Below are 11,765 nucleotides of genomic sequence, written 5' to 3' on the forward strand. Positions count from 1 at the left end.
CATGACCGACCTTTCCATAGCCTCCGGAACCCCATACCTCAACACCGCCGGCTCGCTGATCAGTCGCATCAGGGGCGTGCCGGACGACGACATGCGCACCATCCGCCGCCTGTTGAAGGTCTGGCGCGACCACTACGCGCGCAACCTTCTGCGCAGCGCGTTCTACGACGGCAGGCAACGGTTCAACAACCTCGGCATCAGCATCCCGAACATCGTGGCCGCCAAGGCCGGCGTCGTGGTCGGATGGCCGCAGAAAAGCGTGCGTGCCCTGGCCGACAAAAGCGTGTTCGAGGGATTCGAGACGCCCGACGGCGACCCGAACGGCATCGGGCGCATCGTCATGGACAACGCCTTGACCGACACGATGGGCGAGGCCATCATCAGCTGCTACAAGCATTCCTGCTCGTTCCTGACCATCGACTACGATCCCGACGACCCATCTGGGGAGCGCATCCTCGTCATCCCGCGTTCGGCGGACTGGTCCGCCGCGATCTGGGACAACACGCGCCACCGGATCGCCGCCGCCCTGACCATCACCGACAACGACCAGTACGGGAACATGACCATGTTCAACGCGTGGCTGCCCGGCCGCAACTACGCATGCCGGCGCGACACGGGCGGCTGGAAGGCGGAACGCCAGGACAACCGGCTCGACCGCGTCAGCGTGGTGCCCATCGTCTACGACCGGGGCGACCGGCCGTTCGGCCACAGCCGCATCAACCGCACGCTCATGAACCTGACCGACATGGCCATGCGCACCATGGTGCGCATGGAGGCGTCCGCCGAGTTCTACTCGGTGCCGAAGATCTGGTTCCTCGGACTCAACCGTGACGCGTTCAGCAAAGACACCTGGTCCAGCCTCGTGTCCAGCATCAACGCGGTGTCCCGTGACGAGAATGGGGACATCCCCACGCTCCAGCAGGTCACGCAGGCATCCATGCAGCCACACGGCGACATGTTGGAGACCATCGCCATGCTCGCCAGTGCGGAGACCGGCATCCCCGCCGAACAGCTCGGCATCCGCCTGACCAACCCCACCAGCGCGGAGGCCCTGGCTGCGGCCGAGGACCAGCTGACCCGCATCGCGGACCGGCAGAACCGCGCGTTCGGCATCCAACTGATGAACGCGATGAGCATGGCCGTCCAACTGCGCGACAACACGGCCAATCCACCCGACCTGGCTGGAATACGACCATTGTGGGCGCCGACCCGCGTCGTGTCCGAGGCGGCACGCGCCGACTACTACACGAAGGTCGCCGGAGCCAACCCTACGTGGGCCGACTCCGACGTAGGCCTGAGCAAGCTCGGCCTGAATGCCGACGAACTCAGGAGCTTCCGTGCCTACCAGCAGCGCATGAGGGCCCAAGAGCACATTGATCAGATACGCCAACAGGCAGCCATAAGCAGGCAGGGAGGTTCCGATGTCCAATCCGAACCTGCCTCCACTGTCGGACAGCAGCCGCAAGGAACTGGAAACGGTTCTGGATCGGCTGACCAAGGCGTACCAGTCGAGTCTGGAGATGCTGGCCGATGAGGCGGCGGACGCCATCGAATACGCTTACGGCCGTGCGGACGCCGACCTGACCGGGATCATGCGCGACTACGCGCGCGACGCCAGCCAGCAGGCGGACGACTACTACAACGCCGTCCGCAAGGCCTACGAGAACGCTTACGGCTACACGTTGGAGGACTATGCCACCAGCGGCGTCTACGACCCCGATTTTACGCTCTACCGCATGGTTGGCGGCTTCAACGGCGGCGACTGGAACGGTCTGAACTACACGCAGCTGAAGAACGGCCAATCCCGCGCAGGCCTGACCGTGGACGACCTGTGGCCCAGCTTGAGGAACATGGACGACGCGATGCAATGGGCCGCCGACATGGTGCGCGCCTCCGCACGCTACACCATGGAACGCGACATCGCCGACGACCCCACCGGCCCCCGCTGGGCGCGCGTCACCGGAGGCGCGAAGCCATGCGCGTTCTGCGTCATGCTCGCCGGCCGCGGCTTCGTCTACCACAGCAAGGAAAAAGCCAAATTCGGCGCCAGTTTCCACGACGGGAAATGCCACTGCACCGCCATCCCCGGATGGAAGGACGACGTGCTCACCCCCAGCCAGCAGGAATGCAAGAGCATGTATCAGGCAGGCAAAGCGGCTGCCGGGGAGAACGCGCCACGCAACGCCGAGCTCGCCGCCATGCGCCGCCTCTACGCCGACAAACTCAGTGACGGCGTCACCCCGACACCGGACATCCGATGGAGCCATAATGCAATCAGGCCGACAGAGTCCGAACTCGCTAGGCTGTCCGACTTCACCGTGCGCATGCCATGGGATAGATACACCCCCGAACAGAAACAGAGAGTATTGCGTGGTTGGACCGATGGCACATTCAAAGAAACCAATAATGCGTTATTCGGTAATATCAAGACGACCGATGTGATTGGCAAACGCATCGAAGTTATCGACGAGATCTTGACCGACCACTATACGCACCGGCAATTCACCGTAGACCGCTATATGCGACTGGATGTCTTCGGCATAGATAGCCTGAACGAACTGGCGACGATTCCACTCGGCAAGATTGTCCAACACCATGGGTACATGGCGACTTCCCTCCTCGAGGGAGGCGTCAAAGTCGAGATGGACGGAGCCAGAGTCTCCACACGAATTCTGCTTCCTCCGGGGGTCAACGCCGTGTATCTCGAACCGATCACCAAGAAGAAGGGGCAGGATGAGATACTCCTTCCACGAGGGGGCTATCTGCAATTCGAAGGCTTTGGACGGCAGAAAAATGGCGAACCTATAATTTATGCGAGATTGGTATGATTAAACCATGAACGAACGCTTCGTGACGACACCGGATCAGGTCACCATCGTGACCGATCCCGAGCTCATCGCGCAGATTCACGCCAGAACGGGATTCATACCCCCATCGGCTGAGGAACAGGAGTGGATTTCTCGCGAGGGAAAGAAACGCTGGTCAGTCGGAGATTATGTTTCCTCCGATGAACTTCGTGCCGAATATGCGCGTAAGAAGGATCTCGGCCAGCTTTAGGAAAAGGACTCCCATGCGTCGTGATCTTGATTTGGTGCGTTCGATCCTGAAGACGTGCGCGGATGCTTCCGGTCCGGTGGATGCGCATGCGTTCACGGATGACGCGCACCCATTCGAACTGGTCGCCTATCATGTGCGTATCATGCAGGAGGCCGGACTGGTCGAGGCGTCGCTGCTGCGCGAGGCAGGCGGTTCGGTCGTCCATGCCACGGTCGGCCCGCTCACGTGGGCCGGCAACGATTTCCTTGACGCGGTGCGCTCGGAGTCGATCTGGTCGAAGACCAAGAAGACGATCATGACCACGATCGGCAGCGCATCGTTCGAGATCGTCAAGGCGGTCGCCATCTAAGCCGCCTCCGACGCACTCGGACTCTGACCCTTAAACCTCTTTTTTTCTTGACCACCCGCACGGGTGGTTTTTTTATGCCCGAAACGGGCCCGTATCAACCCATTTAGGAGGAACCATATGGCCGAGGAAGCCAACAACACCACCCCGTCTCAAGAGGCGACGGAGCCGCACGGCGAAGCGCAGACGACGGACTGGGAGGCGAAGTACCGGGAGGCGGTCTCGCATTCTCGCAAGTGGGAGCAGCGCGCGAAGGACAACAGCGCTGCCGCCGCGGAACTGGAGAAGCTCAAGGAATCAAGCCTGAGCGAAGCGGAGAAGACCGCGAAGCGTCTCAAGGAGCTCGAATCCGAGAACGCGGCCATGAAGGCGGAGAGGCAGCATGCCGAGTGGGCGGCGCAGGTGTCGAAGGACACGGGCGTGCCCGCGGACCTGCTGCACGGCGACAGCCTCGAGGCCATGGGCGAGTACGCGAAGAAGCTCGACCAGTGGGCGCATCCCAAGCCCAAAGGCATGCCCAACCAGGGCGGCAAGCCGGATCATCCCGCCAAGGGACAGGAGACCCGCGACTTCGTCAACCGCATCTTCTCCGACTGACCTCCTACCAAGCAACCACATCCCAATTCCATTCCCGAAAGGAAACGAACCATCATGGCAATGACATTGGAGAAACTGCCCCTGCCCAGGGAGCTCGCCACCGCGGTGGTCAACAAGGCCAAGGACACGAGCACCATCGCCGCGCTCAGCCCGTCCAGCCCGATGATCTTCACCGACAAGGACTTCCTCATGTTCAACGGCAAGAGCGAGGCCGAGGTCGTGGCCGAAGGCCAGTCCAAGGGCTCGTACGAGCAGGACACCACCACCGTGAGCGCGAAACGCTTCAAGGTGCAGACCACCACGCGCGTCACCAACGAGCTCCAGTGGGCCGACGAGGACAACCGCACGCAGATCATCGAGGCGATCCAGCTCGACCAGGCCGCCGCCATCGGCCGCGCCCTCGACTACGTGATATACCACGCCGTCAACCCCAAGGACGGCGAACCCCTCACCGGCTACGACGCGCTGACCGCAGGGGCCGTGCAGGTGCCCGCCGGCGACGACGAGATCGCGAACGTGGACGCTCTGGCCGACGCGCTCAACCAGACGTATGACGTCAACGGCGTCGCCCTGTCGCGCACGTGGGCGTCCCGCCTGCGCAAGGTGCGCGTCCCGTCCACCGGCATGCGCTTCTATCCGGAGATTCCGCTCAACCTTCAGGCCGGCAGCCTGGATGGCATCACCGCCGCCACGTCCGGCACGGTCAACGGCACCAAGGCCAAGACGCCGACCGGCGTGCTCGCCCTCATGGGCGACTTCAGCCTGATCAAATGGGGCATGGTGCGCGACATGTTCGCCACGGTCATCCCCTACGGCGACCCGGACCATGCGGGCACCGACCTGCAGAACGTGAACATGGTCGCCTACCGCACTGAGGCCGTGTTCGCGTACGCCGTCCTCGATCCCAAGGGATTCGCGGTCCTCAAGACCCCGGCCGGAGAGGGGGCGTGATGGGCTTCCCCGTGCAGAACCTCATCGTCCAGAAACGCACCGCCAAACACAAGGCCGGCCCCCTGGACGCTCCCGTTGCCCTCTACAACCCGGACGGCACCCCGTTCAAGGCCGGCTCTGATGCGCCGACGACGATCCCGCAGGGGGCGCTCGTCCCCGGCGCGGGCATCGACCTCGTGCGAGACACGGATTCGGGTGTGATCACCGCGAGCGTGAAGGCGAAGGGCATCACGGCGGGCATGCTCGCCGATGGGGTCGCCGTCTCCGGGCCGAAGGGCGACAAGGGCGATCCGGGTACCCCCGGCGCGAAGGGCGCGACCGGGGCTCCCGGCCCTGCGGGCAAGTCCGTGACCAAGCTCGCCCTGACCACGGATGCTGCGGGCAAGGTGACCGGCGGCACCGTCACGTTCAGTGACGACACCACCGCACAGGTCACCGTGACCACGGCCACGGCTCCGGCCGGCGACCAGCCGGCGGACCAGCCGTCCGCCATCGGATAACCGGGAGGAGACGGCATATGGCCGACGACGAGACCAATCCGGAGCCGGTGCCGTTCGCCACCCACGTGGAACTGGAGGCCCGCTGGCACCGGCTCACCGACGCGGAACGTGTGCAGGCGGACGAGCTGCTCAAGGACGCGAGCGAGATCATCCGCAACCACGTGGCCCGCTATCCGGAGACACAGGACCCCGCATGGTGGACGGCTCACCGGCGGGGCCTGCAGCTCGTGGCCTGCCAGATGACGCGCACCGCCATGGAACAGCAGGTCGCCGGCGGGCCCACCGGAGTCACGCAGACGACCGAGACCACGGGCCCGTTCTCCAACTCCTACAGTTGGGCGAGCCCGGACGGCTACCTGCGGTGGAACGACGGTTTCCTGCGCGCCCTCGGCCTGGGAGGGCAGCGCATGTTCAGCATCGACATGACGGACGGGAGCATGAACGCATGACGGGCGAACCACTGGAGACGGTCGAATTCCGTCGAGCCGCGGTCTCGACGGTCCAAGGCAGGCGCGTCGCCGGCGAACCCGTCCCGCTCGGCATCCTGCACGTGCTCGCCGCCCCGGACCATGCGCAACGCTCCACCGACGTGGCCCGCGCGGTGACGCCGGCCGCCTTCGACCTGTACGCGCGCGGCCGTCCGCCGTTCGACGTGCACGCGGGCGATCAGGCCGTCCTGCGCGGCATGACGTTCGCCGTGACGCGGGAGCCGGAACTGTGGGCGCGCGACGGCACCGTCATCGGCGTGCAATACCGGATCGAACGAGAGGAGGACGCATGAGCCGCAACGTGAAGGTCGTGCTCAACCGCAAGAACGTGTCCAGACAGCTCCTGCACAACAGGCAGCTGCTCGACGACGTGCAGGAGCAGGTCGAGGGCATGGCGCAGGTGCACCCGTCCATCAAGGTGTACCGCAACGAGGACGGCGAACGCGGCAACGTGGTCGCCACCATCCCCATGCAGGTCGAACGCAAGCATCGCGGCCTGATGAAGGACATGCTCGGGAAGGTGCGGATATGACGCCCTCCTTTCCGGGCGCGGACCCCTCGGACATGCTGTTCCGGCTGCTCTCCGCCGCATTGCCCGGCGTCGATGTCGGCTGGGACATGCCCTCCGGCGATGGTCCGAAATGCCTGATCATCCTTTCCCCCGGCACCTGCCCCACACCCATCACCCAGCATATGACCGTCAGCCTGTCCTGCTACGCGACCCAGCCGGACGGCTCGTGCGATTGGGTCGCGGCCGCAGGCATGTTCTCCGATGGGGTGCGTGCGCTGCTGTCCCACAGAAAGACCAGGCCGCTCGTGGACGCGGCCATCCAATCCGGGCCGATCCGCCGGCATGACGGACAGCTCGGCATCGACTATGCGTATGGCGAGGTCCTGCTGACCGTCGCCACACGATGAACGTTTCCCACTGAAAGGACATCATCATGGCAAACAATCTGGAAACCAGCCTGCTCGCCGCCGGAGCCACCGGACTCGAGTTCGTGTACAACGGCAACAACAGCGACCTCGTCCGTCTCATCAAGGAGGCGGCGATCTTCAAATACCCGCTCGCCGAGAACCTGACGTTCGGCCCCAACTGGAGGCCCGCGGAAGGCAAGGAGCCTTTGGGCTACTTCAGCGAGGACGGCATCACCATCCATCCCGAGGCCGGGGACTCGAACGACTTCACCGCGCACAACGGCAACACGGTCGTCTCCTGGAATTCGGGCGGCTACTGGACGGTGCAGTTCGCCGGCCTCGAATCGAAGAAGGAGATCGTGGAGACCTACTTCGACGCCACGCTCGACGCCGAGGGAGGCCTGACCGTCAGCGCCGCGGACTGCAACACGTTCGCCCAGTACGTGGTCGCGGGCCTGAGCCAGAACGACGACCTCATCCTCCTGCACTTCCCCAAGGCGAAGGTCGGCGAACGCGACGACATCACGTGGAACGTGAGCAACCTGCAGAACTTCGGCATGACGCTGCGCACCTACAAGGACTCCGCGGCCCACCCGTACTTCATGAAGGCGTACGGCTTCGCCAAGACCGCGTGAGAGGAGACGACATGACCGCCGAATACACGCAGATCACCCCCGAACTCGTCACCGACCAGTCCGATTCGAAGCCGGTGCACATCCAGTACGGCGACGTGAAGCTGGACCTGCCCCGCCTCGACGACTCACGCCATGTGCCGCTCGCGGTGCTCACCGTAGGCATGACCGCGATCAGCCGCGGATGGGACAACCTCGACGAGGACGAGAAGATCGGGCTCCTGTCCGTGCTCCTCGCCTATCTGACGCGCGAATACCCGCGTCTGGAACGCGAGCTCGACCGCAAGAGCGGCGACAAGATCAAGGATGTCGGACGCATCATCGACGCGTGGGCCAAGGCGTCCTCCACCGACCCAAAATCCTGATCCTCCTTCACCTGTGGTGGACGAGGCGCCCGGCGATCCAATGCGACTGGTGCCTCGTCTGGGGCGGCCCGTGGGACCCGGAACTGCTGCCCGCCTACGCGGCGTGGCCCATGTTCCGGGAGATTCTCATGGACCGTTCCAGCCGCAGCTTCGCCGCGTTGGCCGGATGGTCGTTCATCCCCGACCCGGCCGACAAGTACATCCATGCAGCCAGCCAGACCACGAGGATGCGCAGACGTCCGGCTTGGGAGAAGCCCGATCCGCTCACCATGCCATCCGCGCCGGGCGCCCATACGGCGGCCGTCCACGACGAGGCCCTGCGCGACAGGCTCAACGCACGTCTCGGCATCACGTCCGACCAGAGAGGAGCCTGACCCATGGCGAAGGAGCTCGGCACCGGCTACATCATCATCAGCCCCTCCACCAAGGGCTTGGGCAAGGCCATCGAGGGAAGCATCGGCGACGCCACGACAAGCGGCGTGAAGACCGCCGGCTCCACGATCCTGAGCCGTGTCGGCGGCGCGTTCAAGACGGTCGGCAATATCGGCGTGACAGCGGTAGGCGCCGTCACCGGCGCGATCGTCGGACTGGCCGCGAAGGGCGGCTTCGACCGTGCGCTGAACATCGAACGCGCCCAGGCCAAGCTCAAGGCGCTCGGCCATGACACGAAAAGCGTTGACGGCATCATGTCCGACGCGCTCGCAAGCGTCAAGGGCACCGCCTATGGTTTGGGCGACGCGGCCAGCGTCGCCGCAAGCCTGGTCGCCTCCGGCATCAGGCAGGGCGACGAGCTCGCCGGCGTCCTGTCCACCGTGGGCGACGTGGCGCAGGTGTCCGGCCGCAGCTTCACTGACATGGGCCTGATCTTCCAGCAGGTCGCCGCCAAGGGCAAGCTGCAGGGCGACGAGATGCTGCAGCTCATGCAGTCCGGCATCCCCGTCCTCCAATACCTGGCCGACCATTTCGGCATCACAGCCGCCGAAGCGCAGGACATGGTCTCCGACGGCAAGGTCAGCTTCGCGGACTTCGAGGCCGCGATGCGCGAACACCTCGGCGGAGCCGCCCAATCCGCAGGCGAAAGCTTCGACGGAGCGATGGGCAACATCAGGGCGGCCTTGTCCCGTCTGGGCGAGACCATCGCCACACCCGTCATCAACGGGCTGACCAGCATGGCCAACCAGGCCATCCCCATCATCGACGATTTCACCGCCCAGGCGAAACCCGCGTTGGAAGACGTGGGCAAAGCGCTGGGCGACGGCCTGTCCAACGCGATCCCCACCGCGGTGAACCTGCTCGCCCAACTCAAAAGCGCCCTGCAGTGGTACGTGGACAATTCAGCCGCGATCAACACGGCGCTCCTCGCCGTCGCGGGAGGATTCGCAGCGATCAAGGCGTACACGGCCCTGTCCAGCGGGCTCGGCGCGCTCGCCGGCGCCATGGACCTCGTCAAGGCGTCTGCGGACGGTCTGAGCGCCGCGATCATCATCGGTCCGGAACTCGGCGGCACTGTCGCCCGTCTTGGCGAATATGCGCGCAACCTGACTTTGGTGGCCAATGCGCAAAATGCCGCGCGGAGCATGTCCGGCATGCTGTCATCGTTGAAGGGCGCGGCCACCGCACTCGGCGGGGCCCTGTCAGGCACTGTCGGCGTATGGGGTTTGGTCGCGGCCGGCGTGGCCGCCCTTGCCGCGGGCCTCGTGTACTTCTTCACGCAGACCGAGACCGGCAAGGCCGCATGGCAGTCGTTCATGGACTTCCTGCAGCCGTTGTGGGAGTCCGTGCAAGCCGCATGGCAGCAGGCGTTGCCCGTCCTTCAAGGCCTTGTGGACTCGCTCGGACAGGCGTTCACCGGCATGCTGGACGCTGCCGCGCCCGTCCTCCAGAGCCTCGGCGAATGGTTCATGAAGGCGTTGGAACCGATCAAGGCGAACCTGCCCGCGCTCATGGACGCGTTCGGCCAGCTCGGCACGGCGTTGGGTGACGCGTTCACGCAGATCATGCCCGTCGTGCAGGATTCGATCTCGCAGATCATGGACGCTTTCAACCAGCTCGCCCCGGTGTTCGGCCAGCTCGTCGAATCCATCGGCCCGCTCGTCACCACGCTCGTGGATGCTCTCGCACCGATCATCCCGGTTATCGTGGGCGCGTTGGTCATGCTCCTGCTGCCCATCATGCAGATCGTCACCATGATCGCGTCCATGCTCATGCCGGTCATCTCGCAGATCGTCGCCATGATCGCCGCGTTCCTGCCCGTGATCATCCAGATCGTGACCACGCTGATCGGCATGCTCGTCCCCGTCATCACCGCGATCGTGCAGCTCATCACCGCGCTGATCCCGGTCATCACGCAGGTCGTCACCACCATCATCAGCGTCCTCACCCCGGTCATCACCGCGATCATCGGCGCCATCCAAGGCGTCCTGACCGTGTTGACAGGCGTGATCACGTTCCTCACCGGCGTGTTCTCCGGCAACTGGCAGCAGGCATGGGACGGCATCAAACAGGTGTTCTCCGGCATCTGGCAGACCATCAAAAGCGTGTTCACAGGCATATGGGAGGCCATCAAGGCCGCCATCCGCGGAGGGTTGAACATCATCAAATCCCTCTGGGATGCGGCGTGGAACGGCATCAAGACCGCGTTCTCCAGCATCTGGAACGGCATCAAGACCGCCGCCCAGAACGGGGTTGACGGTGTCCTCGGCACCATCAGCGGCATCAAGGACAAGATCACCGGATTCTTCTCCGGCGCCGGCTCATGGCTCGCCAACGCGGGCCGCAGCATCGTCCAGGGTCTCATCGACGGCATCACCGGCATGATCGGCGCCGCCGGCGACGCCATCAGCGGCGTCATGGACAAGATCAGCTCGTTCCTGCCGCACTCGCCGGCGGAGGAGGGCCCGTTCAGCGGACGCGGATGGACGCCGTACTCCGGTCGCGCGCTGGTGTCCGGTCTCGCACAGGGCGTCAGCCGTGGCATGCCGGAGGCCATGTCCGCCATCGACAAGGTGATGACGGCCATGAGCGACCGTATCGACGGCGTATCGTTCAAGACCAGCGTCGTCCCGTCCGCGTTCGCTGCGTGGACGGCGGACGCGCTCAGGACCATGACCGCCCTTGACCTCGCCGGCATGCGCTCCGGTGTATGGCAGCCGGTGCCCGCTTCGAGGACGATCACATACAACATCAGCATCGATGCCCGTCGCGTCCAGTCCGACGCCCGCATTTCCTCTCTCATCGAGGAGCTTGTGGACGCGGCCGGCGTGACGGTGCGGTCGCGCGCATGACATGGGGGCCGGAAACCATTCCGGCCCACTGTCGTCTTCTCTCGTCTTTCGCTTTAGGAGGTTCGCATGGCTGACGGTTACGGCAATGGTATCGGCAACTGGCGGTGTCATGTGGCCGCTTGGGTCACCTCGTACGATGACACGTCAGACGTGATTCATGTGGAGGCCCGCTGGCAGGCATTCAACGGCTGGTATTACTACGGTTGGGTCGCGGCGACCGTGTGGGTCAACGGCCAGCAGGTCAACCATACGGACAACTCCGGTACGAAGAACACGGGCACGAACGGCGAGGTGACGGTGCTGACCGGCGACCTGCGGGTCGCCAAGACCGAAGGCTCCCGCAACATCACCTGCTCCGCGAGCATATACTTCAACGGCACCCATGCCGGCACGTCGAACGCCTCCTGCGGGGTGCCGGTGGGCGGCATCCGCTACCGTGCCCCGCGTCCCCCGAGGAACGTGAACTGGAGCCGTGTGGACGATTCGGCCACGAACCTCACGTGGACCGGCGACTACGACGGCGGGTATCCGCAGCCGTGGAAGCAGGTGATCATCGACCGCATCATCTACACGGATGGTGCGACCACGGGCGTGATCTGGGGCAATGTCGCGACGCTCGGCTGGAGT

15 protein-coding genes and 1 pseudogene are annotated in these 11,765 nt (G+C 64.6%); all 16 read left to right on the forward strand.

Translation table 11 applies throughout. The features are described from left to right. Position 1 precedes the first annotated feature (1 nt). Positions 2-1,534, forward strand: a complete 1,533-nt coding sequence (locus BW14_RS10570) for a phage portal protein (protein ID WP_081886570.1) — start codon at positions 2-4, stop codon at positions 1,532-1,534. Continuing rightward, the gene (locus tag BW14_RS10575; protein ID WP_081886569.1) at positions 1,422-2,828 is read left to right on the forward strand and encodes an ADP-ribosyltransferase; all 1,407 of its coding nucleotides are present in this window, start codon (positions 1,422-1,424) and stop codon (positions 2,826-2,828) included. Before BW14_RS10570 ends, BW14_RS10575 begins: the two co-directional genes overlap by 113 nt. Positions 2,829-2,835: 7 nt before the next feature. Continuing rightward, positions 2,836-3,057 (forward strand): hypothetical protein, encoded by a 222-nt coding sequence (locus BW14_RS10580; protein ID WP_044090537.1) that lies wholly within the window; start codon positions 2,836-2,838, stop codon positions 3,055-3,057. A 13-nt stretch (positions 3,058-3,070) separates the two neighbouring features. After that, positions 3,071-3,406 (forward strand): DUF2513 domain-containing protein, encoded by a 336-nt coding sequence (locus BW14_RS10585; RefSeq protein ID WP_052382041.1) that lies wholly within the window; start codon positions 3,071-3,073, stop codon positions 3,404-3,406. 117 nt (positions 3,407-3,523) lie between these two features. After that, positions 3,524-4,000: a heavy metal transporter gene (locus tag BW14_RS10590; RefSeq protein WP_140462414.1), complete on the forward strand. Its 477-nt coding sequence runs from the start codon at positions 3,524-3,526 to the stop codon at positions 3,998-4,000. 54 nt (positions 4,001-4,054) lie between these two features. After that, positions 4,055-4,951, forward strand: coding sequence for a phage major capsid protein (locus BW14_RS10595; RefSeq protein WP_044090533.1), 897 nt, complete (start codon positions 4,055-4,057; stop codon positions 4,949-4,951). Further along, positions 4,951-5,451, forward strand: coding sequence for a hypothetical protein (locus BW14_RS10600; RefSeq protein WP_140490555.1), 501 nt, complete (start codon positions 4,951-4,953; stop codon positions 5,449-5,451). The genes BW14_RS10595 and BW14_RS10600 overlap by 1 nt, the downstream gene beginning before the upstream one ends. Positions 5,452-5,468: 17 nt before the next feature. Beyond that, on the forward strand, positions 5,469-5,900 hold the full coding sequence (locus BW14_RS10605; RefSeq protein WP_044090532.1) for a Gp19/Gp15/Gp42 family protein: 432 nt from the start codon (positions 5,469-5,471) through the stop codon (positions 5,898-5,900). Continuing rightward, complete coding sequence (locus BW14_RS10610) at positions 5,897-6,232, forward strand: hypothetical protein (RefSeq protein WP_044090530.1); 336 nt, start codon at positions 5,897-5,899, stop codon at positions 6,230-6,232. The genes BW14_RS10605 and BW14_RS10610 overlap by 4 nt, the downstream gene beginning before the upstream one ends. Beyond that, the gene (locus BW14_RS10615) at positions 6,229-6,471 is read left to right on the forward strand and encodes a hypothetical protein (RefSeq protein WP_044090528.1); all 243 of its coding nucleotides are present in this window, start codon (positions 6,229-6,231) and stop codon (positions 6,469-6,471) included. Before BW14_RS10610 ends, BW14_RS10615 begins: the two co-directional genes overlap by 4 nt. Then, a complete protein-coding gene (locus tag BW14_RS10620) occupies positions 6,468-6,857 on the forward strand; it encodes a hypothetical protein (protein ID WP_044090525.1) in 390 nt (129 codons plus the stop codon). The genes BW14_RS10615 and BW14_RS10620 overlap by 4 nt, the downstream gene beginning before the upstream one ends. Positions 6,858-6,883: 26 nt before the next feature. After that, positions 6,884-7,492, forward strand: a complete 609-nt coding sequence (locus BW14_RS10625) for a hypothetical protein (RefSeq protein ID WP_044090524.1) — start codon at positions 6,884-6,886, stop codon at positions 7,490-7,492. Positions 7,493-7,503: 11 nt separating this feature from the next. After that, positions 7,504-7,854: a hypothetical protein gene (locus BW14_RS10630; protein ID WP_044090523.1), complete on the forward strand. Its 351-nt coding sequence runs from the start codon at positions 7,504-7,506 to the stop codon at positions 7,852-7,854. Next, the gene (locus BW14_RS12060) at positions 7,818-8,228 is read left to right on the forward strand and encodes a hypothetical protein (protein WP_140462419.1); all 411 of its coding nucleotides are present in this window, start codon (positions 7,818-7,820) and stop codon (positions 8,226-8,228) included. The genes BW14_RS10630 and BW14_RS12060 overlap by 37 nt, the downstream gene beginning before the upstream one ends. A gap of 3 nt (positions 8,229-8,231) precedes the next feature. After that, positions 8,232-11,138 carry a tape measure protein gene (locus BW14_RS10640; RefSeq protein WP_140490557.1) on the forward strand — a complete coding sequence of 969 codons (2,907 nt, stop codon included), beginning with the start codon at positions 8,232-8,234 and terminating at the stop codon, positions 11,136-11,138. A gap of 66 nt (positions 11,139-11,204) precedes the next feature. Beyond that, a pseudogene (locus BW14_RS10645) lies at positions 11,205-11,765 on the forward strand (hypothetical protein); the annotation flags it as partial.

Origin of the sequence: Bifidobacterium sp. UTBIF-68 (assembly GCF_006408855.1) — a bacterium.
In the GTDB taxonomy this organism is placed as follows: domain Bacteria; phylum Actinomycetota; class Actinomycetes; order Actinomycetales; family Bifidobacteriaceae; genus Bifidobacterium; species Bifidobacterium reuteri.

Bases quoted from the DNA above. Each gene is read 5' to 3' on its own strand.
- BW14_RS10620 (WP_044090525.1), top strand. From the start codon at position 6,468: ATGACGCCCTCCTTTCCGGGCGCGGACCCCTCGGACATGCTGTTCCGG.
- BW14_RS10610 (WP_044090530.1), top strand. From the start codon at position 5,897: ATGACGGGCGAACCACTGGAGACGGTCGAATTCCGTCGAGCCGCGGTC.
- BW14_RS10630 (WP_044090523.1), top strand. From the start codon at position 7,504: ATGACCGCCGAATACACGCAGATCACCCCCGAACTCGTCACCGACCAG.
- BW14_RS10580 (WP_044090537.1), top strand. From the start codon at position 2,836: ATGAACGAACGCTTCGTGACGACACCGGATCAGGTCACCATCGTGACC.
- BW14_RS10605 (WP_044090532.1), top strand. From the start codon at position 5,469: ATGGCCGACGACGAGACCAATCCGGAGCCGGTGCCGTTCGCCACCCAC.
- BW14_RS10615 (WP_044090528.1), top strand. From the start codon at position 6,229: ATGAGCCGCAACGTGAAGGTCGTGCTCAACCGCAAGAACGTGTCCAGA.
- BW14_RS10640 (WP_140490557.1), top strand. From the start codon at position 8,232: ATGGCGAAGGAGCTCGGCACCGGCTACATCATCATCAGCCCCTCCACC.
- BW14_RS10575 (WP_081886569.1), top strand. From the start codon at position 1,422: ATGTCCAATCCGAACCTGCCTCCACTGTCGGACAGCAGCCGCAAGGAA.
- BW14_RS10570 (WP_081886570.1), top strand. From the start codon at position 2: ATGACCGACCTTTCCATAGCCTCCGGAACCCCATACCTCAACACCGCC.
- BW14_RS10600 (WP_140490555.1), top strand. From the start codon at position 4,951: ATGGGCTTCCCCGTGCAGAACCTCATCGTCCAGAAACGCACCGCCAAA.
- BW14_RS10585 (WP_052382041.1), top strand. From the start codon at position 3,071: ATGCGTCGTGATCTTGATTTGGTGCGTTCGATCCTGAAGACGTGCGCG.
- BW14_RS10595 (WP_044090533.1), top strand. From the start codon at position 4,055: ATGGCAATGACATTGGAGAAACTGCCCCTGCCCAGGGAGCTCGCCACC.
- BW14_RS10625 (WP_044090524.1), top strand. From the start codon at position 6,884: ATGGCAAACAATCTGGAAACCAGCCTGCTCGCCGCCGGAGCCACCGGA.
- BW14_RS10590 (WP_140462414.1), top strand. From the start codon at position 3,524: ATGGCCGAGGAAGCCAACAACACCACCCCGTCTCAAGAGGCGACGGAG.